Below are 25,646 nucleotides of genomic sequence, written 5' to 3'. Positions count from 1 at the left end.
CCAGCGGAGCGCCCTTGACGCGGATCGCGGAAGCACGACACTGACCAAGAAGCGGGCGGCCCCACGGCCACTCATCGGGCGAGCAGCCCCCTCACCCACCTCCCCACCCCGGGTCACGATTAGGTTTCGGCAACCTCACACCCCCTTGCCATCCCCCCATGTAATCGTTTCCAATCCTCCGTGTAATCGATTCCACGAGGAGGTGGAAAGGCGATGGCAAGCATCAAGGACGTCGCCGCCGAGGCAGGCGTGTCCGTCGCGACGGTCTCGCGCGTGCTGAACGGCCACCCGTCGGTCAGCCCCGCCGCCCGCACGCGTGTGCTGACCGCCGTCGAGACGCTGGCCTACCGGCCCAACGCCGTCGCCCGCTCGCTGCGCACCGACCAGACCCGCACCCTCGGCCTGGTCATCAGCGACGTCATGAACCCGTACTTCACCGAGCTGGCCCGCTCCGTCGAGGAGGAGGCCCGCGCGCTCGGCTACAGCGTCATCATCGGCAACGCCGACGAGCGGCCCGATCTCCAGGATCATCATGTGACGACCCTGCTGGACCGCCGTATCGACGGACTCCTCGTCTCCCCCACCGACGGCGGCTCCCCGCGCATGCTGGACGCCGCGCGGGCCGGGACGCCGATGGTCTTCGTCGACCGGTGGATTCCCGGCGTGGACGTGCCCGTGGTCAGGTCGGACGGGCGAACCGCCGTACGGGAACTCGTGGCGCACCTGCACGGGCTCGGGCACCGGCGGCTCGCCATCATCGCCGGGCCCGCCGCCACCACGACCGGCCGCGAGCGCGTCGACGCCTTTCGCGAGGCGCTCGGCGCGTACGGGCTCCCCCTGCCCGACGCCTACATCGGCCAGGGCGACTTCCAGGCCGGCAGCGGGCGCCTGGTCACCGAGGGCTTCCTCGACCTGCCCGAGCCGCCCGAGGTCGTCTTCGCCGCCGACAACCTGATGGCGCTCGGCGCGCTGGACGCCGTACGCGCGCGCGGACTGCGGGTCCCCGAGGACATCGCGCTCGCGGCGTTCGACGACATCCCCTGGTTCGTGCACACCGACCCGCCGGTCACCGCGATCGCCCAGCCCACGGGCGACCTCGGGCGGGCCGCCGTACGCGCGCTGGTCGACCGCATCGCCGGTCGGCCCGGCGAGTCCGTCACCCTCCCGGCGCGGCTCGTGGCGCGCCGGTCGTGCGGTGAGGCGCCGCACCCGCACACCCCATCCCCGTCCCCCGTACAAAGGAGTACGCCGTGAGCAGCCGTGATCCGGACGAGTTGCTGCGCATCGAGGGCATCCGCAAGACCTTCCCCGGTGTGGTCGCGCTCGACAGCGTCGACTTCGACCTGCGCCGGGGCGAGGTGCATGTGCTGCTCGGTGAGAACGGCGCGGGCAAGAGCACTCTCATCAAGATGCTCTCCGGCGCCTACACGCCCGACGCCGGGCGGATCCTGGCCGGCGGCGAGGAGGTGCGCATCCATGGTGCGCAGGACTCCGAGCGCCTCGGGATCGCCACCATCTACCAGGAGTTCAACCTCGTTCCCGATCTCACGGTCGCCGAGAACATCTTCCTGGGGCGCCAGCCGCGCCGCCTGGGGATGATCGACCGCAAGAAGATGGACGCGGACGCCGAGGTGCTGCTCAAGCGGGTCGGCGTCAACGTCCCGCCCCGCGCCCGGGTGCGTGAACTGGGCATCGCGCGGCTGCAGATGGTCGAGATCGCCAAGGCGCTCAGCCTCGACGCGCGCGTGCTCATCATGGACGAGCCGACGGCCGTACTGACCTCCGAGGAGGTCGAGAAGCTGTTCGCCATCGTGCGGCGGCTGCGCGAGGACGGCGTCGGGATCGTGTTCATCACCCATCACCTGGAGGAGATCGCCGCCCTGGGCGACCGGGTCACCGTGATAAGGGACGGCCGCAGCGTCGGCCAGGTGCCCGCCAGCACGCCCGAGGACGAACTGGTACGGCTCATGGTCGGGCGCTCGATCGAGCAGCAGTACCCGCGCGAACGCGCCGAGGCCGGTGAGGCCCTGCTCAAGGTGGAGGGGCTCACCCGGAACGGCGTCTTCCACGACGTCGGCTTCGAGGTGCGCGCCGGTGAGGTCGTCGGCATCGCGGGCCTGGTCGGTGCCGGGCGCACGGAGGTCGTCCGGGCCGTGTTCGGGGCCGACCCCTACGACAGGGGGTCCGTGCAGGTCGCGGGCAGCCCGCTGCGCGGCCACGACGTGAACGCCGCCATGGCGGCCGGAATCGGGCTCGTGCCCGAGGACCGCAAGGGGCAGGGGCTCGTCCTCGACGCCTCCGTCGAGGAGAACCTCGGGCTCGTCACCCTGCGTTCCACCGCCCGCGCGGGACTCGTCGACCTCAAGGGGCAGCACGCGGCGGCGGAGCGGATCGCCGGGCAGCTCGGGGTGCGGATGGCCGGGCTCGGCCAGCACGTGCGGACGCTGTCCGGCGGCAACCAGCAGAAGGTCGTCATCGGCAAGTGGCTGCTGGCCGACACCAAGGTGCTGATCCTCGACGAGCCGACACGCGGCATCGACGTGGGCGCCAAGGTCGAGATCTACCAGCTCGTCAACGAACTGACCGCGGCCGGTGCCGCCGTGCTCATGATCTCCAGCGATCTGCCCGAGGTGCTCGGCATGAGCGACCGGGTGATCGTCATGGCCCAGGGCCGCGTCGCGGGCGAACTCGACGCCGAACAGGCCACCCAGGACGCCGTGATGGCGCTCGCCGTCAGCACACCCACCACCACCGCGACCACAGCAGAGACCGGAGATTCCGGAGAGGAGGCCTCCCGTGGCCACTGACACGCTCAAGAACAAGCCGGGCGCCCAGGGCGGCGCGACGGGCGGCCTGCGCCGTCTGCTGCTCGACAACGGCGCGCTGACCGCGCTGATCGTCCTCGTCATCGCCATGTCGGCGCTGTCCGGGGACTTCCTGACCACCGACAACCTGCTGAACGTCGGCGTCCAGGCCGCCGTCACCGCCATCCTCGCCTTCGGCGTCACCTTCGTCATCGTCTCCGCGGGCATCGACCTGTCGGTCGGCTCGGTCGCCGCCCTGTCGGCCACCGTGCTGGCGTGGAGCGCCACCGAGGCCGGGATGCCGGTCGTGCTCGCGGTGGTGCTGGCGATCGCGACGGGCATCGCCTGCGGTCTGGTGAACGGCTTCCTCATCTCGTACGGGAAGCTCCCGCCGTTCATCGCGACGCTCGCCATGCTGTCGGTCGGGCGCGGCCTCTCGCTGGTCGTCTCGCAGGGTTCGCCCATCGCCTTCCCCGACTCCGTCTCCCACCTCGGTGACACGCTCGGCGGATGGCTGCCGGTGCCGGTGCTCGTGATGATCGTGATGGGTCTGATCACCGCGTTCGTGCTCGGGCGTACCTACATCGGCCGCTCCATGTACGCCATCGGCGGCAACGAGGAGGCCGCGCGGCTGTCCGGTCTGCGGGTGAAGCGGCAGAAGCTCGCCATCTACGCCTTCTCCGGCCTGTTCGCCGCCGCCGCGGGCATCGTGCTCGCCTCCCGGCTCTCCTCCGCGCAGCCGCAGGCCGCGCAGGGCTACGAGCTGGACGCCATCGCCGCCGTCGTCATCGGCGGCGCCTCACTGGCGGGCGGCACCGGCAAGGCGTCCGGCACCCTGGTCGGCGCGCTGATACTGGCGGTGCTGCGCAACGGCCTCAACCTGCTGTCCGTCTCCGCGTTCTGGCAGCAGGTCGTCATCGGTGTCGTCATCGCGCTGGCGGTGCTTCTTGACACCCTGCGGCGCAAGGCGGGGGCGATCACGCCCGCGGCCGGGGCAGGCGGGGTCGGGGGCGGCAGGGGCAGGCAGGCCCTGACGTATCTGATCGCGGCGGTCGTGGCCGTCGCCGTCGTCGGCGCCACCTCACTGCTGCACAACGGCTCGGACGGCAGGAACCAGAAGATCGGTCTGTCGCTGTCCACGCTCAACAACCCGTTCTTCGTGCAGATCCGGGACGGCGCGCAGGAGCAGGCGAAGAAGCTGGGCGTGGACCTGACGGTCACGGACGCGCAGAACGACGCCTCCCAGCAGGCCAACCAGTTGCAGAACTTCACCAGCGGGGGCCTGTCCTCGATCATCGTCAACCCGGTGGACTCCGACGCCGCGGGCCCCGCGGTGCGCTCGGCGAACAAGGACGACATCCCCGTCATCGCCGTGGACCGCGGCGTCAACAAGGCGCGGACGGCCGCGCTGGTCGCCTCCGACAACGTCGAGGGCGGTGAGCTGGGCGCGAAGGCGCTGGCCGAGAAGCTCGGCGGCAAGGGCACGATCGTCATCCTCCAGGGCCAGGCCGGCACCTCCGCCAGCCGGGAGCGCGGGACGGGCTTCGCCGCCGGTCTGAAGAAGTACCCGGGCATCAAGGTCGTCGCCAAGCAGCCCGCGGACTTCGACCGCACCAAGGGCCTGGACGTGATGACGAACCTGCTCCAGGCGCACCCCGACATCGACGGCGTCTTCGCGGAGAACGACGAGATGGCGCTCGGCGCGATCAAGGCGCTGGGTTCCAAGGCCGGAAAGTCGGTCCAGGTCGTCGGCTTCGACGGCACTCCGGACGGGCTGAAGGCGGTGCAGACGGGCACATTGTTCGCGTCCGTCGCGCAGCAGCCGAAGGAACTGGGCAGGATCGCGGTGCAGAACGCGCTGCGCGCGGCCGACGGCGAGAAGGTGGACACCATGGTGAAGGTGCCGGTGAAGGTGGTCACCCAGGAGAACGTGGCCGGCTTCGAGGGCTGACGCGGCGCGCACGGGCGGGCGGACGGGCGGACGGTCATCTCGACCGACCGGCCGTCCTCCCGCCCGCCCTCCTCACTCGGACTACTCGGCTTCACCCGGGTTCACTCGGATCGGAGAGCGATTCATGTACGACTACGACCTCCTGGTCGTGGGGTCGGCCAACGCCGACCTCGTGATCGGCGTCGAGCGGCGGCCGGACGCCGGCGAGACGGTGCTCGGCTCCGACCTGGCCGTCCACCCGGGCGGCAAGGGCGCCAACCAGGCGGTTGCCGCCGCCCGGCTCGGCGCCCGTACGGCCCTGCTGGCCCGGGTCGGCGACGACGGCCACGGCCGGCTGCTGCTGGACTCGCAGCGGGCGGCCGGTGTCGACACGGTCGGCGTCCTGGTCGGCGGGGCCCCGACCGGGGTCGCGCTGATCACCGTGGACCCGTCGGGGGACAACAGCATCGTGGTCTCGCCGGGCGCCAACGGCCGTCTGACACCGGGTGACGTGGCCGCCGCCGCCAGTCTCTTCCACGCCTCCCGCGTGGTCTCCACCCAGTTGGAGATCCCGCTGGAGACGGTCGTACAGGTGGTGCGGAGTCTGGCGCCGGACAGCCGCTTCGTGCTGAACCCGTCGCCGCCGCGCCCCCTTCCGCAGGAGGTGCTGGCGGCCTGCGACCCGCTGATCGTCAACGAGCACGAGGCGAAGGTGATCCTCGGCGACGCCCGCGTGGGCGAGCGCCCCGAGGACTGGGCCCGCGTCCTGCTGGCCAAGGGGCCGCGCTCGGTGGTCGTGACGCTGGGCGCCGAGGGGGCGCTGGTGGCGTCGGGCGCGGGCGTCGCCCGGGTCCCGTCCGTGCGGGTGGAGGCCGTGGACACGACGGGCGCCGGTGACGCGTTCACGGCCGCGCTCGCCTGGCGGCTCGGCAGGGGTGAGTCGCTGGCCGAGGCGGCGGCGTACGCGGCCCGGGTGGGTGCGGCGGCCGTCACCAGGGCGGGGGCGCAGGAGTCGTATCCGACGGCGGCGGAGGCCGAGGCGCTGTGAAGAAGGCCGGGATACTCAACCGCCACCTCGCGGGCGCCCTCGCCGAACTGGGCCACGGGGACGGGGTGCTGGTGTGCGACGCGGGCATGCCGATTCCGCAGGGGCCGCGCGTGGTCGACCTGGCCTTCCGCGCCGGGGTGCCCTCGTTCGCGGAGGTGGTGGACGGTCTGCTGGCCGAGCTGGTCGTCGAGGGCGCGACGGCGGCGGCGGAGGTCCGGGAGGCCAACGCGGAGGCCGCCGCGCTGCTCGACGGGCGCTTCCCGGCGCTCGGGCTCGTCCCGCACGAGCGGCTCAAGCAACTCGCGGCGGGGGCCCGGCTGGTGGTGCGCACCGGCGAGGCCCGGCCGTACGCGAACGTGCTGCTGCGGTGCGGGGTCTTCTTCTGAGCGGACTTCGAGGGGGCACGGTCGACGACCGGGCCCCCTCGGTTTTCCCCTCCCCCGTCTCCCCCGTCGGAACCCCGTGAATCCCCCCCCCGGGTCCCCCCACAGGTGTTCCGATGCCAGGTACGACCCGCCGGGCCGCGGAACGGTTGCACGGACCGCCGGGATTTATTCTTCCGGCGCCCCGCCGCCCGCGTGCGCGGCGAACCGTGCCGCCGTCTCGGCGAGCACCTCCCGCCCGTCGCGCGCCCACAGCCCCTCGTTGAACAGCTCGACCTCGATGGGGCCGGTGTACCCGGCGGCCTCCACGTACCCCCTCCACTCCCGCATGTCGATCGCCCCGTCCCCGATCTGACCGCGGCCGTTGAGGACGCCCTCGGGCAGGGGGGTGGTCCAGTCGGCGAGCTGGAAGGCGTGGATACGGCCGCCCGCCCCGGCACGGGCGATCTGCTCGGGCGCCCGGTCGTCCCACCAGATGTGGTACGTGTCCACGGTGACGCCGACCTGGTGGGCCGGGAAGCGTTCGGCGAGGTCCAGGGCCTGGGCGAGGGTGGAGACCACGCAGCGGTCGGAGGCGTACATGGGGTGCAGGGCCTCGATGGCGAGCCGTACGCCGTGCCGCTCGGCGTAGGGGGCCAGTTCGGCCAGCGCGTCCGCGACGCGCTCCCGGGCGGCGCGCAGGTCCCTGTCCCCGGCCGGGAGGCCGCCCGAGACCAGGACGAGGGTGTCGGTGCCGAGGGTGGCGGCCTCGTCGACGGCGCGGCGGTTGTCGGCCAGGGCCCGCGCGCGTTCGTCCGCGTCGATCGCGGTGAGGAAGCCGCCGCGGCACAGGGTGGTGACCTTCAGACCGGCGTCGCGGACGAGTGCGGCGGCGGCCTCGACGCCGTGGGCCTGGACGGGTTCGCGCCACAGGCCTACGTTGCCGATGCCCAGTTCGCGGCAGGCGGCGGTCAGTTCGGGCAGCGGGAGCTGTCTGACCGTCATCTGGTTGATGCTGAGGCGCGTCGGGTCCGGGTCCGGGCCGGTGCCGGTCACTGGTTCACTCCGTACAGGTCGAGCAGGGTCCTCATGCGCTCCTGCGCCCGCTTCGGGTTTGGGAACAGGCCCAGGCCGTCGGCGAGTTCGTAGGCGCGGGCGAGGTGCGGCAGGGAGCGGGCCGACTGGAGGCCGCCGACCATCGCGAAGTGGCTCTGGTGGCCCGCGAGCCAGGCCAGGAACACCACGCCGGTCTTGTAGTAGCGGGTGGGGGCCCGGAAGAGGTGCCGGGAGAGTGCGACGGTGGGGTCGAGCAGGGCGCGGAAGCCCTCGGTGTCCCCGGTGTCCAGGACGCGGACCGCCTCGGCGGCGAGCGGGCCCAGCGGGTCGAAGATGCCGAGCAGGGCGTGGCTGAAGCCCTGTTCGTCGCCGGCGATCAGCTCGGGGTAGTGGAAGTCGTCGCCGGTGTAGCAGCGCACGCCCCGCGGGAGGCGGCGGCGCAGCTCGATCTCGCGTCCGGCGTCCAGGAGCGAGACCTTGATGCCGTCGACCTTGCCGGGGTGGGCGGCGACGACCTCCAGGAAGGTGTCCGTGGCCGTGTCGAGGTCGGGTGAGCCCCAGTAGCCCTTCAGGGCCGGGTCGAACATGGGGCCGAGCCAGTGCAGGATCACCGGTTCGGCGGCCTGGCGCAGGAGGTGGCCGTAGACCTCCAGGTAGTCCTCGGGGCCCCGCGCGGTCGCGGCCAGGGCGCGGGAGGCCATGACGATCGCCTGGGCGCCGGACTCCTCGACGAGGGCGAGCTGTTCCTCGTAGGCCGCCCGGACCTCGGCGAGGGTGCCGCCGGTGAGCTGGTCGGTGCCGACGCCGCAGGCGACGCGCCCGCCGCTCGCCCTCGCCTCGGCGGCGGAGCGGCGGATCAGTTCGGCCGCTCCGGTCCAGTCCAGGCCCATGCCGCGCTGGGCGGTGTCCATCGCCTCGGCGACGCCGAGCCCGTGGGCCCACAGGTGGCGGCGGAAGGCGAGGGTGGCGTCCCAGTCGACGGCGGCAAGGCCGTCGGGCGTGGTGTCGGCGTACGGGTCGGCGACGACGTGCGCGGCCGAGAAGACCGTACGCGAGGTGAAAGCGCTTCCCGGGTTTTCGCGGACGACGGCGAGGGGTTCGGCGCGGGGTTCGTAGGCGCGCAGGGTGCCGTGCGCGTCGGGCAGGCGGAGGGTCACGGCGCGATCTCCGGCACGTCGAGGCGGCGGCCCTCGGCGCTGGAGCGCAGGCCCAGTTCGGCGAGCTGGACGCCGCGGGCGCCGGCCAGCAGGTCCCAGCGGTAGGGGGCGTCGGCGTAGACGTGTTTGAAGAACAGCTCCCACTGGGCCTTGAAGCCGTTGTCGAACCCGCCGTTGTCCGGGACCTCCTGCCACTGGTCGCGGAAGGCCTCGGTGGCGGGGACGTCCGGGTTCCAGACCGGCTTGGGGGTGGCCGAGCGGTGCTGGACCCGGCAGCCGCGCAGGCCCGCGACCGCGGAGCCCTCGGTGCCGTCGACCTGGAACTCGACGAGTTCGTCGCGGTTGACGCGGACCGCCCAGGAGGAGTTGATCTGCGCGACGGCGCCGCCCTCCAGCTCGAAGACGCCGTAGGCGGCGTCGTCGGCGGTGGCGTCGTAGGGCTTGCCGTTCTCGTCCCAGCGCCCGGGGACGTGGGTGGCGGTGAGGGCCTGGACGGACTTCACGCGGCCGAACAGCTCGTGCAGGACGTACTCCCAGTGCGGGAACATGTCGACGACGATGCCGCCGCCGTCCTCGGCGCGGTAGTTCCAGGAGGGGCGCTGGGCGTCCTGCCAGTCGCCCTCGAAGACCCAGTAGCCGAACTCGCCGCGCACGGACAGGATCCGGCCGAAGAAGCCGCCGTCGACGAGGCGCTTGAGCTTGAGCAGGCCGGGCAGGAAGAGCTTGTCCTGGACGACGCCGTGCCTGATGCCCCTGGCCTGGGCGAGGCGGGCCAGTTCCAGGGCGCCGGTCAGGCCGGTGGCGGTGGGCTTCTCGGTGTAGACGTGCTTGCCCGCGGCGATCGCCTTCCTGATCGCGTCCTCGCGGGCCGAGGTCACCTGGGCGTCGAAGTAGATCTCGACGCCGTCGTCGGCGAGGACCGCGTCCAGGTCGGTGGAGAAGTGCTCCAGGCCGTGCCGTTCGGCGAGCGCCCGCAGCGCGTGCTCGCGGCGGCCGAGCAGGACCGGCTCGGGCCACAGCACGGTGCCGTCGCCGAGGTCGAGGCCGCCCTGTTCGCGCAGGGCCAGGAGGGAGCGGACCAGGTGCTGGCGGTGGCCCATGCGCCCGGTCACGCCGTTCATGGCGATACGCACCGTCTTGCGTGTCACGTCAGTCCTTTCGTACGGGCGATGCCGCGAGCCGTAGGGCGAGCCATTCAGCAAGCGCTTTCTACATCTGACGAAGCTAGCCTGTGGACAGTGGTCTGGACAAGACCGTGATTCGGGTGAGTTGTTCGAGGGAGCGAACGGCGGCGGACGGTGGACGTAAGGTCACCCGGGACGGCGTTCGGACACGCGCGATGCAAAGGACGAGGACATGACGGTGACACTGGCGGACGTGGCGGCCCGCGCCCAGGTCTCCCCCGCGACGGTGTCGCGCGTGCTGAACGGGAACTATCCGGTGGCCGCCTCCACCCGGGACCGGGTGCTCAAGGCGGTCGACGAGCTGGACTACGTGCTCAACGGCCCCGCGAGCGCGCTGGCGGCGGCCACCTCCGACCTGGTCGGAATCCTCGTCAACGACATCGCCGACCCCTTCTTCGGCATCATGGCCGGCGCGATCCAGTCCGAGATCGGGGGGCCCGGCGGCAGGGCGGGCGGCGAGAGACTCGCCGTGGTCTGCAACACCGGCGGCGCCCCGGAGCGCGAACTGACCTACCTCACCCTGCTGCAACGGCAGCGCGCGGCGGCGGTCGTGCTGACCGGCGGGGCGATGGAGGACCCGGCGCACCAGGCGGCCGTGGCGGCGAAGCTGCGCAGGCTGGCGGAGGCCGGGACACGGGTGGTGCTGTGCGGGCGGCCGCCCGCGCCGGACACCGGGGCGATCGCGCTGACCTTCGACAACCGCGGGGGCGGCCGGGAGCTGACCGAGCATCTGCTCGGGCTCGGGCACCGGCGGCTCGGCTACATCGCGGGCCCCCAGGAGCGGACCACGACCCGGCACCGGCTGGAGGGGCACCGCGCCGCGCTCGCCGCGCACGGTGTCGAGGAGGACCCCCGCCGGACGGTCGACGGCCGCTACGACCGGCAGTCCGGCTACGAGGCGACGCTCGAACTCCTGCGCAGGGACGCCTCCCTGACGGCGGTCGTCGCCGCGAACGACACCGTGGCGCTCGGCGCGTGCGCGGCGCTGCGCGACTCCGGGCTGCGGATCCCGGACGACGTGTCCGTGGCCGGCTTCGACGACCTGCCCTTCAGCATCGACGCGGTGCCCGCGCTGACGACGGTGCGGCTGCCGCTCGCGGAGGCGGGTGCGCGGGCCGGGCGGATCGCGATGGGGCGGGAGGAGGCGCCGCCCGGGGGGATCGCGACGGTGCGGGGGGAGTTGATGGTGCGGGGGTCCTCCGGAGGGCCGCGGCTCTGAAGGTGCGGGTGGGTCGACTCGTGCGCCGTGCTGGGGCGGGCCTTGCTGGGGGCTGCGCCCCCAGAGCCCCCTTCGGCCTGAACGGCCTCGCCCTCAAACGCCGGACGGGCTGGATGAGGCCTCGTGGCGGGTACGCTCCGTGGTCATGAAGCTGGCGTTCTCCACTCTCGGTGTTCCCGGACTGCCCCTGAGCGATGTGCTGGGGCTCGCGACCGCGCACGGCTACCACGGTGTCGAGTTGCGCGCCCATCCGGGGGAACCGGTGCACCCGGGCCTGTCCCCGGACGAACGGGCCGCGGTGACGGCCGCCTTCCGGGCCTCGGGCGTCGAACTGCTGAGCCTGGCCGGATACGTGCGGGTCGCCGCGCCGGGCGACGACGACACGGTCGTCGCCGAGATCCGCGACCTGCTCGCACTCGCCCGCGACCTGGGCGCCCCGTACATCCGGGTCTTCCCCGGCGGCGACACCGGACAGAGCGCCGAGGACGCCGACGCGACGGCCGCCCGGCGGCTGGGCACCGCCGCCGAGTACGCCGCCGAACTGGGCGTGGGCATCCTGCTTGAGACCCACGACTCGCACCGCACCGGCGCCGACGCGATGCGCGTCCTCGGTCTGGTCGGGCACCTACGGGTCGGCGCGCTGTGGGACGTGATGCACACCTGGCTGGGCGGCGAGCAGCCCGCGGAGAGCTATCTGGCCCTCGCCCCGCACCTCGGCTACGTCCAGGTCAAGGACATCGCCTCCGCCGAGGACACCACCCCGCTGCCGCTGGGCGCCGGGGTGCTGCCGCTCACCGAGGTCGTGGACGTCCTCTCCCGGCACGGCTGGGACGGCTGGCTGTGCTGGGAGTACGAGAAGCGGTGGTACGAGTCGGCCGCCCCGCTGCCCGAGCTGCTGGACGGCGGGCGCGAGCACCTCACTCGGCTGCTCACCGACGCGGCCTGAGCGCCCCCGGGTTCAGGCGCCCCGCGCCGACGCCGCCGGCGCCGGGTCGGTCGCGATCGCGTCCGGCATCCGGTCCCGGGGGCCGCGCCGCGCGGGGGTGAGGGTCGTCAGGGCCACCCCGCCGACCAGCAGCGCCGCCGCGCACCAGCGCAGTGCGGTCACCGGCTCGCCGAGGAAGAGCGCCGCCGACGACATGCCGAAGACGGGGACCAGCAGGGAGAACGGCGCGACCGTGGACGCGGGGTGACTGCGCAGCAGCCGGCCCCAGGCGCCGAAGCCGAACACGGTCGAGATCCAGGCGACGAAGAGGATCGTGCCGGTGCCCTGCCAGTCCAGGCCGCGCAGGGCCGCGAGGTCCTCCGCCGGGCCCTCCGTCAGCAGGGAGAGGGCCAGCAGGGGGAGCACCGGGACGGTGCAGACCCACACCATGAAGTTCAGCGCGTCGGGCGGGGAGGCCTTGCGGGTCAGGACGTTGGACACGCCCGCTGCCGGCCGGGGTGGTGGAGGTGCCGCTCGACCCGATGCCGGTACGGCGCCTGTACGCGCTGTGGCGCGCGGGCGCGGCCCGCCGCCCGGCGATCGCGGAGACGGTACGCACCCTGCGGGCCCACACGGACCCGTCCGCGGCCGGCTGAACCCCGCTTCCGTACCGGCCGGTTCGCGGCACACCCGTCCCGGTGCTCCCCTTCTGCACCGACTTGGGGGAATCCGGGCCGGTACGGGAACCCACGGCCCGTCGCGGTCGTCCAATGCGCGCGTTGCCGGGAGAGTCCCCGCGGTGCGGTGTCGGTCTCGCCGACGGCCGCGATCGCCGACCACCCCTCTCCGCCGTACCGCGACCGGCAGCCCGCCGTCGTCGGCGCACACCCCTCCCTTGCGCCGACGGCGGCCCCTCCCGCCGGCCGCCCGCGGCTTCGGCGACTCCTGTGCGCTCCCTTGACTGGCAGAAACTTCCCGGATATTGCTGTCCCTTTGGAAGTTTCCTTCACCAGCTCTCCGGAAGGAGCGCACGTGCACCACAGCAGCACGGCCGGCACGGGAAGCACCGCACCCCCCTCCAGACGAACCGTCCTGACCGCCACCGCGGTCGCCGCCGCGGCCCTGGCGGCCGGCACCGGCACGGCGTACGCCGACGCCCGCCGGCCCGACGACGCGAAGCTCCGTTCCCTCGTCTCCCGCATGACGCTGGAGGAGAAGGTCGGCCAGCTCTTCGTCATGCGGGTCTACGGCCACTCCGCCACCGACCCCGACCAGGCCGACGTTGACGCCAACCTCACGGAGATCGGCGTCCGCACCGCGGCCGAGATGATCGCCAAGTACCGGGTCGGCGGCATCATCTACTTCGCCTGGGCGCACAACACCCGCGACCCGCAGCAGATCGCCGACCTGTCCAACGGCATCCAGAAGGCCTCCCTGGAACTGCCCCGCGGCCTCCCGGTGCTCATCTCCACCGACCAGGAGTACGGCGCGGTGGCCCGCGTGGGCCGGCCGGCCACCCTCTTCCCCGGCGCGATGGCACTGGGCGCCGGCGGCTCGCGCTCCGACGCCCGCACGCTCGGCCGGATCGCGGGCGCCGAACTGCGCGCGATGGGCATCCGCCAGGACTACTCCCCCGTCGCCGACGTGAACGTCAACCCGGCCAACCCCGTGATCGGCGTACGCTCCTTCGGCGCCGACCCGCGCGCCGTGGCGGGTCTGGTCGCCGCCGAGGTGACGGGGTACCAGGGCTCCGGCGTCGCCGCGTGCGCCAAGCACTTCCCCGGGCACGGCGACACCGCCACCGACAGCCACACCGGTTTCCCGGTCATCACGCACAGCCGCGAGCAGTGGGAGGAGCTGGACGCGCCGCCGTTCCGCGCGGCGATCGAGGCCGGCATCGACTCGATCATGACCGCGCACCTCATGGTCCCCTCGCTCGACGACTCCGGCGACCCCGCCACCCTCTCCCGCCCCATCCTCACCGGCATCCTGCGCGAGGAACTGGGCTACGACGGCGTCGTGGTCACCGACTCCCTCGGCATGGAGGGCGTACGCACGAAGTACGGCGACGAACGGGTGCCGGTGCTGGCCCTGAAGGCGGGCGTCGACCAACTCCTCAACCCGCCCGACCTGGACCTCGCCTGGAACGCCGTCCTGACCGCCGTACGGGACGGCGAACTCACCGAGGCCCGGCTCGACGAATCGATCCTGCGCGTGCTGCGGCTGAAGGCGAAGCTGGGCCTGTTCCAGGACGCCTACACCAGCCGTCGCGAGGTCGACCGCACCGTCGGCACCCGCGCGCACCTGGCCGCGGCCGACCGGATCGCCGAGCGGACCACCACCCTGCTGGTCAACGAGGGCCGGCTGCTGCCGCTGTCGCGGCGCGGGCATCGCAGGCTGCTCGTCGTGGGCGCCGATCCCGCCTCGCCCTCCGGCACGACCGGGCCGCCCACGGACGTCCTCGCCGGCGCCCTGACCGAACTGGGCTTCACGGCCACCGCCCTGTCCACCGGCACCGCACCGTCCGCCGCCGTCGTGGACCGCGCGGTCGCGGCGGCCCAGGACGCCGACGCGGTCGTGGTCGCCACGTACGACGTCACCGCGGACAGCGGCCAGCGGACGCTGGTCGCCCGGCTGCTGGAGACGGGCAGACCCGTCGTCGCGGTCGCGATCCGCAACCCGTACGACGTGGCCCGGCTCCCCGGCGTCCCCGCCCAGCTCGCCGCCTACTCCTGGACGGACGTCGAGGTGCGCGCCGCGGCCCGGGTGATCGCGGGGCGGGTACGGCCGCGCGGGAAGCTGCCGGTGCCGGTGGTGCGGGCGGACGATCCGGACACGGTGCTGCTCCCCCTCGGGCACGGGCTGTCGTACCGGCCGTAGGGCGTGGCGCGGCCCCCGCCACGCGCCGGGGGTGCGCATCCCGCGCGTCTGGCGTGCGCCCGCCCCGGCGGGGCACGCTGGACCGGGGATCCGGGGGGACGGCGATGCGTGAGAGAGGGTCCGCGCGGGTGTGCGGCGCGCTGTCGGCGCTGTGCGCCCTGCTGCTGACGGGCTGTCAGAGCCCGCCGGCCCCGGCGTCGGACTCGCGTCCGGGTCCGGCGTCGGCCGCCGTGCGGCCCTCCGGGTACGGGGCGGTGTTCCTGGCGGCCGGCGAGTGCAGCTCGTTCGGGACGGTCAGCTTCACCGAGGTGCCGTGCGACAGCGAGCGGGCGGCGGCCCGGGTCGTGGCCCGGGAGGACGGCCGCGCGGCCGACGGGCCGCCGTGCCCCGACACCACCGACTTCGTCCTGCACATCAGCGAACAGCGCCCCTCGGCCGACGAGGACGGCGACGGCCTCGTCCCCCAGGGGTACGCCTGCATGCGGGGGCTCCAGCCGCCGCACCCCGGCGACCCGGGCGCCGGGGGCGGCCCGCGCACCATCGTCGGCGACTGCGTCTACGAGGCCGGGCACGGCAAGGTCCGCGAGACCGCGTGCGACGGCACGGGCGAGCGGAAGCCGCGGTTCAAGGTGGTCGACGCCGTCGCCGACCGGGCCGGCTGCCCCGCCTCGACCGGCCTGTACGTCCGTCTCGGCGGCGAACGTCCGGTGGGCTGCGCCCGGCCCCTGTGAGCGCCCCCGATCGCGGCGTCTCGTCGGTGGCCGGGCACAGCCGGCGTCCTGCGGGCTACGGGCTACGGGCTACGGGCGCAGCACCGGCTCGCGCTGCACGTCGCGCTGGTCGAGGCGTGCGTCGAAGGCCGCCAGCGGCTTGGCGGCCGACGGGTTCTCCTGGACCGCGGCGGAGGCGACGCCCGCCCAGTCGAGGATGCGGGCGGTGGCGAGGGCCTTCTGCTCGGGCACCAGTCCGTCGACGTTGGCGCCGTGGTTCATGCCGGGCGCGGTGAAGACGTAGGAGTCACGCGCGCCGTGGCCCAGGCGGAAGCGCTCGGCACCCCACGGGTCGTTCTCCCCGTACACGAACAGCATCTGACGGGCGTTGTGCTGGACCCAGGTGTCGACGTCCCGCATCGCCCCCGACTGGAACCGCATCGGGATCGACCGGGGCACGAAGTCGCGCGGCGGCTGGTAGCCGTAGCGGACGTACTTCTTCTCGATGTGCGGGAAGTGGATCGTCGGCGCGCCCAGTTGGGTGCCCGCCTGGTAGTAGTACGGCGTGTACGGGTCGAGGCCCTGGTCCGTGTAGAAGGGGAAGCCGGAGATCGTGTCGACCGAGTCCCAGATCGCGTCGTCGGTGGCGTTCTTGGCGTCGGCCGGGATGTCGGCGCAGTCCTTCAGGGTGCTGTACTGCCAAAAGCCCCAGACGTAGTCGAGGACGACGGCCTCGTAGGCGCGGTCCAGGCTGCCGATCGTGTCGAAGGTGTAGCCGTTGTCGGCGGCGTACGCGGCGTACTTCTTCTCGAGCGGCGCGCGGCGCACCAGTGCCTCGCGCTGCACGCCGTTGAGCCGGTCGCGGCACTCCTTGGTGCCGACGCGGGCGAAGAAGCGGTCGTAGGCCGAGTCCTCGTCGTTCACCACGTCGTTGGGGGCGACGTAGGCGACGACGCCGTCCATGTCGCGCGGGTGGAAGCGCTCGTAGTAGGTGGCGGTCATGCCGCCCTTGGAACCGCCGGTGGAGAGCCAGTTCTTCGGGTAGAGCGGCTTGAGCGCCTTGAAGATGCGGTGCTGGTCGTCGGCCGCCTGCCGGATGTCCAGCTTGGACCAGTCGGCCGGCTGGGGCCGGGACGGGGTGAAGTAGCGGTACTCCATGGAGATCTGGTTGCCGTCCACGATCTGGGTCGGTTCGCGGCGGCTGGGGGTCGTGGAGAGGCCGTAGCCGCCGGTGTAGAAGACCGTCGGGCGGTTCACGTCCTTGTGCAGCACGCTGATCCGCTGCTGGAACGTTCCCTTGGACGGGTGCCGGTGGTCGACCGGCTGGGTGTAGTTGAGGACGAAGAAGCGGTAGCCGGTGTACGGCTTCTCCTCGATCAGGCTCATGCCCGGTATGGACAGCAGCCGGTCCTTGATGTCGACGGCCTTCGGCTCGGCGGCGGTGGCCGCGCCCGCCGTGCTGACGGTGCCGATGAGCACCACGAGCGCCAGCAGCCATCTGAGCGCCTTGCGCATGCACCCTCCCTGTGAAACGGATGTGCGCCGGAAGCTATCGGAGCAGGACGCCAACACACCAGGGGAGGTGGGGAAATGACCGGCCGGCCGCCGTCAGTGCAGCGCGCCCACCGGCTCCTCGGGGCCGGCCGCTCCGACGAAGGTCCGCCACAGCCGCGCATACCGTCCGTCGAGCGCCAGCAGTTCGTCGTGCGTGCCGTCCTCGGCGACCCGCCCGTCGGCCATGACGACGACGCGGTCCGCGCGGGCGGCCGTGGTCAGCCGGTGCGCGACCACGAGCGTGGTGCGCCGCCCCGCGATGCGGTCGGTGGCCTGGTTGACCTGTGCCTCCGTGGCCAGGTCCAGGGCCGCCGTCGCCTCGTCCAGGAGCAGGACGTCCGGGTCGACCAGCTCGGCGCGGGCCAGCGCGATCAACTGCCGCTGCCCGGCGGAGAGGTTGCGGCCCCGCTCGGCGACCTCGTGGAGATAGCCGCCCTCCAGCGTGGCGATCATCTCGTGGGCGCCGACCGCCCGCGCCGCCGCCTCCACCTCGGCGTCGGTGGCGTCCGGGCGGCCGTAGGCGATGGCGTCCCGCACGGTGCCGGGGAAGAGGTACGCCTCCTGCGGCACGACGCCCAGCCGGTGCCGGTAGGAGGTGAGGTCGAGGGCGCGCAGGTCCCGCCCGTCGACCGTGACCCGGCCGCCGGTCGGGTCGTAGAACCGGGCCACCAGCTTGACCAGGGTCGACTTGCCCGCGCCGGTCTCGCCGACGAAGGCGACGGTCTGCCCGGCCGGGATGCGCAGGTCGACACCGGTGAGGGCCGCCTCCGCGTCCTCGGCGCCGCCGTACGCGAAGTGCACGTCCTCGAAGGCGATCTCCCCGCGCAGGGCCGTGACCTCGGACGGCTGCTCGGCGGCCCGGGTCGAGGCCGGCTCGCGCAGCAGTTCCTGGATGCGGCCCAGCGAGACGGACGCCTGCTGGTAGCCGTCGAAGACCTGGGAGAGCTGCTGGACGGGCGCGAAGAACAGGTCGATGTAGAGCAGGTACGCCACCAGCGCGCCGGTCGTCAGCGTCGCGTCGTCGATCCGCGCGCCGCCGACGACCAGCACGGCAACGGCGGCGGCCGAGGACAGCAGTTGCACGAACGGGAAGTAGACCGAGATCAGCCACTGCCCCCTGATCCGGGCCTGCCGGTAGCTGTCGCTGTGCTCGGCGAACCTCCGCGCGCCGTCCCGCTCGTGCCGGAATGCCTGCACGATCCTGAGCCCCGCCACCGACTCCTGGAGATCCGCGTTGACCGTGGACACCCGCTCCCGGGCCAGTTCGTACGCCTTCACGCTGGCCCTGCGGAAGAAGTACGTGGCGACGATCAGCGGCGGCAGCGTCACGAACACGATCAGCGCGAGCTGCACGTCGATCACCAGCAGCGCCACCATGATGCCGAAGAAGGTGACGACCGAGACGAAGGCGGTGACGAGCCCCGTCTGCAGGAACGTCGACAGCGCGTCCACGTCCGTCGTCATCCGGGTCATGATGCGGCCGGTCAGCTCGCGCTCGTAGTAGTCCAGGCCGAGCCGTTGGAGCTGGGCGAAGATCTTCAGGCGGAGCGAGTACAGGATCCGCTCCCCCGTCCGGCCGGTCATGCGGATCTCGCCGGTCTGCGCCGTCCACTGGGCGAGCACGGCCAGCAGACCCAGCAGCGCCGCCGCCCAGACCGCGCCGAGGGCGGCCCGGGTGACGCCCTCGTCGATGCCGTGCCGGATCAGGACCGGCAGCAGCAGGCCCGTGCCGGCGTCCACGGCGACGAGGGCGAGGCTGATCAGCAGGGGCGCGCGGAAGCCGCGCAGCAGGCGCCGCAGACCGTACGACTCCTCCGGCCGCACCGCCCGCGCCTCGTCGATGTCCGGGGTCCCGTCGGCCGGGGGCAGCGCCTCGACCCGGGCGAGCAGTTCCGCGGTGGCCGGGCTGCCTTCGAGGGCGGTGTCCCTCGGCGCGCGGTCCCCGGTCCACAGCCGTGGGGTGACCCCGCGCTCGGCGTCGAACTCGGCGTCCAGCTCGTCCCGTACGGAGGTGTCCTCCGCGGGTGCCGCGGGCCGGGCGTGCCCCGGTGAGACCCCGCCCAGCTCGTCGGGGTCGGTGAGCAGCCGCCGGTACAGGGCGGAACGCCTCTGGAGTTCCTCGTGCGTGCCGAGGTCGGCGAGCCGGCCGCGGTCGAGGACGGCGATGCGGTCGGCGAGGCCGAGCGTGGAGCGGCGGTGGGCGATGAGGAGCGTGGTGCGGCCTCGCATGACCTGCTTCAGCGCCTCGTGGATCTCGTGCTCGACGCGGGCGTCCACGGCGGACGTGGCGTCGTCGAGGACCAGCAGCCGCGGGTCGGTGAGGATCGCGCGGGCGAGTGCGACGCGCTGGCGCTGGCCACCGGAGAGGGTCAGGCCGTGCTCGCCGACGGTCGTGCCGTAGCCCTCGGGCAGCTCGGTGATGAAGCCGTGGGCCTGCGCGGCCCGCGCCGCGGCCTCGATCTCCTCGTCGGTGGCGTCCGGACGGCCGTACGCGATGTTGGCGCGCACCGTGTCCGAGAAGAGGAAGGAGTCCTCGGGCACGAGCCCGACGGCGGCCCGCAGCGAGTCGAGGGTCAGCTCGCGCACGTCGTGTCCGCCGACGAGGACGGCGCCGCGTGTCACGTCGTAGAAGCGCGGCAGGAGCAGCGAGACCGTGGACTTGCCGGAACCGGAGGAGCCGACGACGGCGAGGGTCTCGCCGGCCCGGATCTCGAAGGAGAGTCCGTCGAGGACGGGCCTGACCGTGCCCGAGGCCGACGCGTAGCCGAAGGCGACGTTGTCGAACTCGACGGTCGCGGGCGCGTCGGCCGGCAGTGTCTTCGCGCCGTCCTTGATGGCCGGCTCGGTGTCGATCAGCTCCAGGACGCGTTCGGTGCCGGCGCGGGCCTGCTGCCCGACGGTGAGGACCATGGCGAGCATGCGGACCGGGCCCACGAGCTGGGCGAGGTAGGTGGAGAAGGCGACGAAGGTGCCGAGCGTGATGTGCCCGCGTACGGCCAGCCAGCCGCCGAAGGCGAGCATGGCGACCTGGCCGAGCGCGGGGACGGCCTGGAGGGCGGGGGTGTAGGTGGCGTTCAGCCTGACCGTCCGCAGCCGCCCGGCGAAGAGTCTGCGCCCGACCTCCCTGAGCTTCCCCGTCTCCTGCTCCTCCTGCCCGAAGCCCTTCACCACGCGTACGCCGCTCACCGAGCCGTCGACCACGCCCGCGACGGCGGCGGCCTGGGCCTGGGCGTACCAGGTGGCCGGGTGCAGACGGGTGCGGCTGCGGCGGGCGATGAACCACAGGGCGGGGGCGACGGCGAGCGCGACCAGCGTGAGCGGCGGGGACAGCCACGCCATGATCCCCAGGGAGATCAGGAAGAGCAGGACGTTCCCGACGGTCATCGGGAGCATGAACAGCAGGCCCTGGATCAGCTGGAGATCGCTGGTCGCCCGTCCGACGACCTGCCCCGTGGACAGTTCGTCCTGGCGCCGCCCGTCGAGCCGGGTGATCGTGTCGAACATGTCGGTACGCAGGTCGTACTGGACGTCCAGGGCGAGCCGTCCGCCGTAGTAGCGGCGGACGTAGGTGAGGCCGTAGACGAGGGCCGCGGCGCCGACGAGGAGACCGGCCCAGAGGGCCATGTCCCTGGTCTTGGCGCCGATCACGTCGTCGATGATCACCTTGGTGATCAGCGGGACAAGGGCCATGACGGCCATGCCGCCCAGGGAGGCGCCGAGGGCGAGGAGGACGTCCTTGGGGTAGCGCCAGGCGTAGCCCGCCAGCCGTCGTGCCCAGCCCCGTTGCGCGTCCACGCCGTGCCCTCCGGTCGTCCTGATCCACCTGATCTACCGGAAGGCACCAACGCGGGCGAGTCGGGATTTCATCCCGCTGCAACAATTCGGGGCCGCGGCTCTCTCAGCCCAACCGCGCGCCGCGGCTCTCCGCGATGCGGTGCACGTCGGTGAGCGACTCGCGCATCCGGGTCAGCAGAAAGCGCAGCTGTTCGGGCGTCGCCCGTGGAGCGGCGAGCAGGTCCGCGGCGTGGTCGAGCAGTTCCTCCGCCATGTCGAGCTGCGTGGTCTCGATCACGTCGGCGAGGCGGGACAGTGGTCCGTCGCCGTCGGTCAGCAGATAGCAGGGCTTGCCCTCGGAGCCCGTCCAGGGCAGCAGCCGGGCCCGGCGTGTGCCGTCGTTCACCGGGCCACCCCCACACCGTGCACCGCGAACAACGGGGCGGGCGTGCCGGTGCCGGGCGGTGCCGCGCGCTTCGTCGCCGGGCGTCGTCGCCGGCGGCGGCGTCCCGAGGCGGGCAGCAGGAGTTCGAGCAGCAGAAGCAGGGGCGGCCCGGCGAGGCGGGCGATACGGTGACGCATGTCGTCGACTCCGTGGTGGTCGGTGGCCATGCCCCCGGACCGGTGCGACGGTCGCGGGGGCGTCGCCTTGAGTAGCGATCCGCGTACAGAGTGAGACGGCCGGAGCTAGGCTCGCCAGAGGTACGGATGTGACGACGGATTTGTCACGCGGGGGTCGAACGGATGAGCAACATCTACGGCGACTGGCTCAAGCAGCAGCGCGAGGCGGCCGACCTGACGCAGCAGCGGCTGGCCGACATGGCCATCATGACGCGGTCGCACATCGCCCATATCGAGGCGGGCCGCCGAGTGCCGTCGAAGGAGGACGCGCGGCGGCTCGACTCGGCGTTGAACACGGGGAATGTGCTGAGCAGCTTCCTTCCGGAGGAGGCGGCGGTCGCGGATTACTTCGAGGCGGCGCGGCAACTGGAGCAACAGGCCGTGATGATCCGCGAGTTCGCGCTGGCTCTTGTCCCGGGTGTCCTGCAGACGGAGGGGTATGCACGTGCGGTTCTGAGTACGGCGTTCCCTCGCGTGGGTGAGGATGAGCGTGACAGACGCCTTGTCACACGCCTTGAGCGCGCGAAGATCCTCGACGATCCCGTCCTGCCCGTGGTGTGGGCGCTGCTCGATGAGGCAGTGCTCCGCCGTCGGATCGGTGGGCCCGGCGTCATGGCGGAGCAGATCGGCCACCTGGTGCACCTCGCGGAGAGCGGCCGGATCCAGGTGCACGTGCTGCCGTTCGCCCTGGGCACCCATCCCCTGCTGAGCAACATGCTCACCCTGATGTGGTTCGAGGACCAGCCGCCCGTGGCCTACGCCGAGGGTCTGCACATGGGCATGCTCCACGACACCCCGTCCGTGGTCCAGGAATTGCAGCATCGCTACGATTTCGCACTGGGCGATGCCCTGCCACTCAGGGAAACGCTGGCTCTGCTCAAGGCAACGGCAAGGGGCTACGAACGCCATGACTGATCGGAAAATCCGCAACGCCGCGGCACTGCGGGGCTGGCGGAAGTCCTCCCACAGCAATGATCAGGGGGAAGCTGTGTGGAGGTGGTGGACGGGCATCGTTGGGGGATACCTGTTCGGGATTCGAAGGTGCCGTGCGGGCCGGCGGTTGTCTTCTCGGCGGGCGGGTGGACGTTGTTCATCAACGCCCTCAAGAACCACCCCCTCTCCCAAAAACCGTGAACACTCCGCCCCCTTCTGTCCTCCCCTCCCTCATCCGAGTGGCCACCTGACAAAACCGCCCCAACTGCTCACAGTTTTTCGACCATGGGTCCATGACTCCCGCTCCGTGGCACGACCGCGACCCTCACAGCACAGGGCATGTGATCAGCACGGTGCGCACACTCATGCGCACCGATGGACTGGACGTGTCCCTGACCGCCATCGCCCGCGCCTGCGGGACTTCGCGCAACTTCCTCTACTCGAACTGGAAATCCGCCTCCGCGCTGCATCTGCGCGCGCTGACGACCGAACTGTCGAGCGCCTTCGACACCGCGGACCGCACCCATCCCAGCGACGGCACGGTTCGGGGAATCACCGAGCACCTGACGCAGGTCGTACGCGTCGTCCGGCGACATCCGACGACGGCGGCCGTCGCCCGGACCTCCCGTACGGCGATCGCGAAGGCGCACACATCGACCGACGGCCCTTTGGTGGGGGTCGTGACGGAACGCGTCGGCGATCTGCTGTACTCCCTCGCCCCGCACGGCGGGATCTGGGGCGATCCCGTACTGCACTCCCGGCCCTGGAAAATCCTGTGGATCGCCCGCCCCGCCGCCCTGTGCCCCGAGGCCGTCGGAGACAAGGAGCGGGAGGCCACTTTGGACGGTGCCTTCGCCGACCTGCTGCGCGACCTGCTCGCCCCGTGGGAGACCGCCCCTGAGTAACCCACCACGGAATGCACAGCCCGCACACGGCCACCGAGCCGCCCGCATCGTCCCCGGCACACCACGATGGTCGCGGCCAGCCCCGGCGGCGATCCTGGCCTTGACGGTCGTGCGTCTGTCGTGCCGACTCTTCGGATACGGCACCCGGCAGATGATGCTGCCGACGCTTGTGGCCGCCCCAGGCACGATCTGATCCCTGCAGCACTCGGCGAAACGGGTGTGGGGCCACGGCGCGGCGGCGGTCCCCGCGCCGGCCTGGTGGCGGCCGGGGCCGCATCCCGCGGACCCCGGCTGGACGAAACGGCCCGGGAACCTGGCGCCCGCCGCGCAGCGGCCGCACATCGGCGGTTCGGCCGACGGGCACGGCCTGAGATCTGGTCATGGGTCACAACGGCCTCCGCCGGATACTTGGGGCCGGATCTCCTGGCTGCTGCCGTTCGCGGGCATCGCGCTCGGCGGCGGCCTGGCACCAGGCGGGCCGCTGCGCTACCCGACCTCCGCCATGGCCGAGTGCACCGTGCACCCCTACGACGACCGCGCTCGCGCCCGGGATCGCGGCGCTGTGCGGGGGCGGCGGTGTCATGCTGCCCCTCGCCCTCGGCGCCACCGGCGTGTGGGCCATCGTGCTGCTGCGCCGTGCCGCCGGCTGGAACACCTGGCCGTGGCCGGCAGTCGCCGTGGTCATGGCGCCGGCGATCGCGGCGCTCCTCGTCTCCCGTTCGGGGCGCGGGGTGCGGTTGCCGGCGGTGTCTGCGGCCGCGACCGTCGTCGCGGGGTGGCCGGACCAACGGCTCATGCCTGGTCGGTACCGTCCGGTTCGGGCAGCGCCACAACCGGCACCAACCCGACCGCGGGCCCGTCGACGAACGGCGGCATGGGCGTCCCGGGTGGAGCCCGGGGCGGCTTCGCAAACTGCGGAGGCGGTAAGGCGCCCGCCCCCGGCGCAGGCCAACGGCCGGGCGCACGGGACGGCCGTCTAGCGACTGGACCCCTCCGACGTGACCCGACCCGGCACACAGTCACGTAATCATCACGCTCCGCACACCCCACCTCCAACATGTCCATGTCACGATCGATCTACCGCTCTCATCCACACGCGTAGATCGGACACCCCACATGCTCGCGATACGCACACGGCGCCGAAAAGCCACCGTCCTCGCCACGGCCGTCGTCCTCGCCGGCCTCGGCGCCCCCGCGCTGACCGCGGCCCCGGCCACGGCGACGACAGCGACGGCGGCGGCCTCGGCGGCGGACTACGACTCGACGTACTACAAGGACGCGGTCGGCAAGACGGGCGCCGACCTCAAGTCCTCGCTCCACACGATCATCAGCGACCAGACCAGGATCTCCTACTCGGCGGTCTGGGACGCGCTGAAGGCCACCGACGAAGACCCCGCCGACAGCGACAACGTGATCCTGCTCTACTCGGGCGCCTCCCGCAGCAAGTCGCGCAACGGCGGCGCCACCGGCGACTGGAACCGCGAGCACGTGTGGGCCAAGTCCCACGGCGGCTTCGGCACCGCGACCGGGCCCGGAACCGACCTGCACCATCTGCGGCCCGAGGACGTCCAGGTCAACAGCGTGCGGGGCAACAAGGACTTCGACAACGGCGGCAGCGCCGTCAGCGACGGCGGCGGCAGCCTCTCCGACTCCGACTCCTTCGAGCCCCGCGACGCCGTCAAGGGCGACGTGGCCCGCATGATCTTCTACATGGCGGTCCGCTACGAGGGCGGCGACGGCTGGGCCGACCTGGAGGTCAACGGCAGCGTCGACAACGGCAGCGCCCCGTACATCGGCAAGGTCTCCGTACTGAAGGAATGGAGCGCCGAGGACCCGCCGGACGCCTTCGAGGAGCACCGCAACCAGGTCATCTACGACGACTACCAGCACAACCGCAACCCGTTCGTCGACCACCCGGAGTGGGTCGAGGCGATCTGGTAGCCGATCCTCACCCCGGGTAGGGGACGGCCTCGCGCGCCGTGCGCAGCGCCCCCGCCCACCAGGCCAGTTGCTCAAGCAGGGTCTTGGCGTACCCGGGGACGGCGGCGTCCAGGGGACGGCCGTCCTGCCACGCGGTGAAGCAGTTCGGGAAGGCGAGACCGTCGCGGACGGTCACCGCGTGCAGTTCGGTCAGCACGTTCTCCAGGTGCAGCACCGCGTGCCGGCCGCCCGCCGCGCCGCCGTAGCTGACGAAGGCGACCGGCTTGGCCTGCCACTGGGTGAAGTGCCAGTCGATGGCCGACTTCAGGGACGCCGGGTAGCTGTGGTTGTACTCCGGCGTGACCAGGACGACCGCGTCGGCGCCCGCGAGCGCGGAGGTCAGGGGCGCCATCCCGGCCGGGCGGGGATAGTCCTCGCCGGCGTGCTTCGGGGACGCGGCGGGCAGCGACAGGGGGATGTCGATCTCGGCGAGGTCGACGACCTGCACGTCGAACGCCCCGTGCGCGCGGGCCTGTTCGGCCACCCAGGACGCCACCACGGGACCGAAGCGTCCCTCCCGGACACTGCCGACGAGGATCACGAGCCTGTGCTTGTCGTTGTTCATGCCCTCACCGTCGGGGGCCGCCCGGGGGCGGGCAAGACC

At 72.5% G+C, this 25,646-nt stretch carries 22 protein-coding genes and 2 pseudogenes; 14 read left to right on the top strand and 10 right to left on the bottom strand.

Going from position 1 to position 25,646, the window contains the following annotated elements; genetic code table 11:
* Positions 1–213: 213 nt before the first annotated feature.
* From AC4IHM_RS21595 to rbsD, 5 genes are all read left to right on the top strand, one after another.
* Positions 214–1,254, top strand: a complete 1,041-nt coding sequence (locus AC4IHM_RS21595; RefSeq protein ID WP_490868652.1) for a LacI family DNA-binding transcriptional regulator — start codon at positions 214–216, stop codon at positions 1,252–1,254.
* The gene (locus tag AC4IHM_RS21590) at positions 1,251–2,807 is read left to right on the top strand and encodes a sugar ABC transporter ATP-binding protein (protein WP_490868651.1); all 1,557 of its coding nucleotides are present in this window, start codon (positions 1,251–1,253) and stop codon (positions 2,805–2,807) included. The genes AC4IHM_RS21595 and AC4IHM_RS21590 overlap by 4 nt, the downstream gene beginning before the upstream one ends.
* Positions 2,797–4,755 carry an ABC transporter permease/substrate-binding protein gene (locus AC4IHM_RS21585; protein ID WP_490868650.1) on the top strand — a complete coding sequence of 653 codons (1,959 nt, stop codon included), beginning with the start codon at positions 2,797–2,799 and terminating at the stop codon, positions 4,753–4,755. Before AC4IHM_RS21590 ends, AC4IHM_RS21585 begins: the two co-directional genes overlap by 11 nt.
* 124 nt (positions 4,756–4,879) lie before the next feature.
* Positions 4,880–5,782 (top strand): ribokinase, encoded by a 903-nt coding sequence (locus AC4IHM_RS21580; RefSeq protein WP_490868649.1) that lies wholly within the window; start codon positions 4,880–4,882, stop codon positions 5,780–5,782.
* Positions 5,779–6,168, top strand: a complete 390-nt coding sequence (gene rbsD, locus AC4IHM_RS21575) for a D-ribose pyranase (protein WP_490868648.1) — start codon at positions 5,779–5,781, stop codon at positions 6,166–6,168. The genes AC4IHM_RS21580 and rbsD overlap by 4 nt, the downstream gene beginning before the upstream one ends.
* A gap of 165 nt (positions 6,169–6,333) precedes the next feature.
* Here rbsD and AC4IHM_RS21570 read toward each other — a convergent pair whose 3' ends face one another.
* From AC4IHM_RS21570 to AC4IHM_RS21560, 3 genes are read right to left on the bottom strand one after another with little or no spacing between them, the layout of a single operon-like run.
* Positions 6,334–7,149, bottom strand: a complete 816-nt coding sequence (locus AC4IHM_RS21570) for a sugar phosphate isomerase/epimerase family protein (protein ID WP_490870893.1) — start codon at positions 7,147–7,149, stop codon at positions 6,334–6,336.
* 47 nt (positions 7,150–7,196) lie between these two features.
* Entirely contained in the window at positions 7,197–8,357 is a 1,161-nt protein-coding gene (locus AC4IHM_RS21565; protein WP_490868647.1) for a dihydrodipicolinate synthase family protein, read from the bottom strand.
* Entirely contained in the window at positions 8,354–9,505 is a 1,152-nt protein-coding gene (locus AC4IHM_RS21560) for a Gfo/Idh/MocA family protein (RefSeq protein WP_490868646.1), read from the bottom strand. Before AC4IHM_RS21560 ends, AC4IHM_RS21565 begins: the two co-directional genes overlap by 4 nt.
* 208 nt (positions 9,506–9,713) lie before the next feature.
* Between AC4IHM_RS21560 and AC4IHM_RS21555 the strand changes: the two genes are divergently transcribed.
* Both AC4IHM_RS21555 and AC4IHM_RS21550 read left to right on the top strand, forming a co-directional pair.
* Complete coding sequence (locus AC4IHM_RS21555) at positions 9,714–10,760, top strand: LacI family DNA-binding transcriptional regulator (RefSeq protein WP_490868645.1); 1,047 nt, start codon at positions 9,714–9,716, stop codon at positions 10,758–10,760.
* A gap of 145 nt (positions 10,761–10,905) precedes the next feature.
* Positions 10,906–11,706 (top strand): sugar phosphate isomerase/epimerase family protein, encoded by an 801-nt coding sequence (locus AC4IHM_RS21550; RefSeq protein ID WP_490868644.1) that lies wholly within the window; start codon positions 10,906–10,908, stop codon positions 11,704–11,706.
* A 12-nt stretch (positions 11,707–11,718) separates the two neighbouring features.
* Here AC4IHM_RS21550 and AC4IHM_RS21545 read toward each other — a convergent pair.
* A pseudogene (locus AC4IHM_RS21545) lies at positions 11,719–12,189 on the bottom strand (EamA family transporter); the annotation flags it as partial.
* Here AC4IHM_RS21545 and AC4IHM_RS21540 point away from each other — a divergent pair.
* The 3 genes and pseudogenes from AC4IHM_RS21540 to AC4IHM_RS21530 all read left to right on the top strand — a co-directional run.
* Positions 12,189–12,341 (top strand): annotated as a pseudogene (locus AC4IHM_RS21540) (LysR family transcriptional regulator); the annotation flags it as partial. The pseudogenes AC4IHM_RS21545 and AC4IHM_RS21540 sit on opposite strands and share 1 nt — an antisense overlap.
* 376 nt (positions 12,342–12,717) lie before the next feature.
* Entirely contained in the window at positions 12,718–14,565 is a 1,848-nt protein-coding gene (locus AC4IHM_RS21535) for a glycoside hydrolase family 3 protein (RefSeq protein ID WP_490868643.1), read from the top strand.
* Positions 14,566–14,669: 104 nt separating this feature from the next.
* Entirely contained in the window at positions 14,670–15,296 is a 627-nt protein-coding gene (locus AC4IHM_RS21530) for a hypothetical protein (protein ID WP_490868642.1), read from the top strand.
* Positions 15,297–15,365: 69 nt separating this feature from the next.
* Here AC4IHM_RS21530 and AC4IHM_RS21525 read toward each other — a convergent pair whose 3' ends face one another.
* The 4 genes from AC4IHM_RS21525 to AC4IHM_RS21510 all read right to left on the bottom strand — a co-directional run bounded on the left by AC4IHM_RS21525 (position 15,366) and on the right by AC4IHM_RS21510 (position 21,185).
* Entirely contained in the window at positions 15,366–16,790 is a 1,425-nt protein-coding gene (locus AC4IHM_RS21525) for a S28 family serine protease (RefSeq protein ID WP_490868641.1), read from the bottom strand.
* Positions 16,791–16,883: 93 nt separating this feature from the next.
* Entirely contained in the window at positions 16,884–20,624 is a 3,741-nt protein-coding gene (locus AC4IHM_RS21520) for an ABC transporter ATP-binding protein (RefSeq protein WP_490868640.1), read from the bottom strand.
* A gap of 103 nt (positions 20,625–20,727) precedes the next feature.
* Complete coding sequence (locus AC4IHM_RS21515) at positions 20,728–21,009, bottom strand: hypothetical protein (protein ID WP_490868639.1); 282 nt, start codon at positions 21,007–21,009, stop codon at positions 20,728–20,730.
* Positions 21,006–21,185, bottom strand: coding sequence for a hypothetical protein (locus tag AC4IHM_RS21510; RefSeq protein ID WP_490868638.1), 180 nt, complete (start codon positions 21,183–21,185; stop codon positions 21,006–21,008). Before AC4IHM_RS21510 ends, AC4IHM_RS21515 begins: the two co-directional genes overlap by 4 nt.
* A gap of 162 nt (positions 21,186–21,347) precedes the next feature.
* Here AC4IHM_RS21510 and AC4IHM_RS21505 point away from each other — a divergent pair, with 162 nt between their 5' ends.
* From AC4IHM_RS21505 to AC4IHM_RS21495, 3 genes are all read left to right on the top strand, one after another.
* Positions 21,348–22,139 (top strand): helix-turn-helix domain-containing protein, encoded by a 792-nt coding sequence (locus tag AC4IHM_RS21505; RefSeq protein WP_490868637.1) that lies wholly within the window; start codon positions 21,348–21,350, stop codon positions 22,137–22,139.
* 75 nt (positions 22,140–22,214) lie between these two features.
* The gene (locus tag AC4IHM_RS21500; RefSeq protein ID WP_490868636.1) at positions 22,215–22,358 is read left to right on the top strand and encodes a DUF397 domain-containing protein; all 144 of its coding nucleotides are present in this window, start codon (positions 22,215–22,217) and stop codon (positions 22,356–22,358) included.
* 92 nt (positions 22,359–22,450) lie between these two features.
* Positions 22,451–23,062, top strand: a complete 612-nt coding sequence (locus AC4IHM_RS21495; RefSeq protein ID WP_490868635.1) for a hypothetical protein — start codon at positions 22,451–22,453, stop codon at positions 23,060–23,062.
* Between the two features lie 385 nt (positions 23,063–23,447).
* On the opposite strand, the gene AC4IHM_RS21490 is transcribed toward AC4IHM_RS21495, so the two are convergent.
* The gene (locus AC4IHM_RS21490) at positions 23,448–23,858 is read right to left on the bottom strand and encodes a hypothetical protein (RefSeq protein ID WP_490868634.1); all 411 of its coding nucleotides are present in this window, start codon (positions 23,856–23,858) and stop codon (positions 23,448–23,450) included.
* A 320-nt stretch (positions 23,859–24,178) separates the two neighbouring features.
* On the opposite strand from AC4IHM_RS21490, the gene AC4IHM_RS21485 reads away from it, so the two are divergent.
* Positions 24,179–25,003, top strand: coding sequence for an endonuclease I family protein (locus tag AC4IHM_RS21485; RefSeq protein ID WP_490868633.1), 825 nt, complete (start codon positions 24,179–24,181; stop codon positions 25,001–25,003).
* 7 nt (positions 25,004–25,010) lie between these two features.
* On the opposite strand, the gene AC4IHM_RS21480 is transcribed toward AC4IHM_RS21485, so the two are convergent.
* Positions 25,011–25,607: an NADPH-dependent FMN reductase gene (locus AC4IHM_RS21480; RefSeq protein ID WP_490868632.1), complete on the bottom strand. Its 597-nt coding sequence runs from the start codon at positions 25,605–25,607 to the stop codon at positions 25,011–25,013.
* Positions 25,608–25,646 lie beyond the last annotated feature (39 nt).

The organism is Streptomyces sp. SL06, from assembly GCF_058244745.1.
This window is presented reverse-complemented; position numbering and strand designations above follow the sequence as displayed.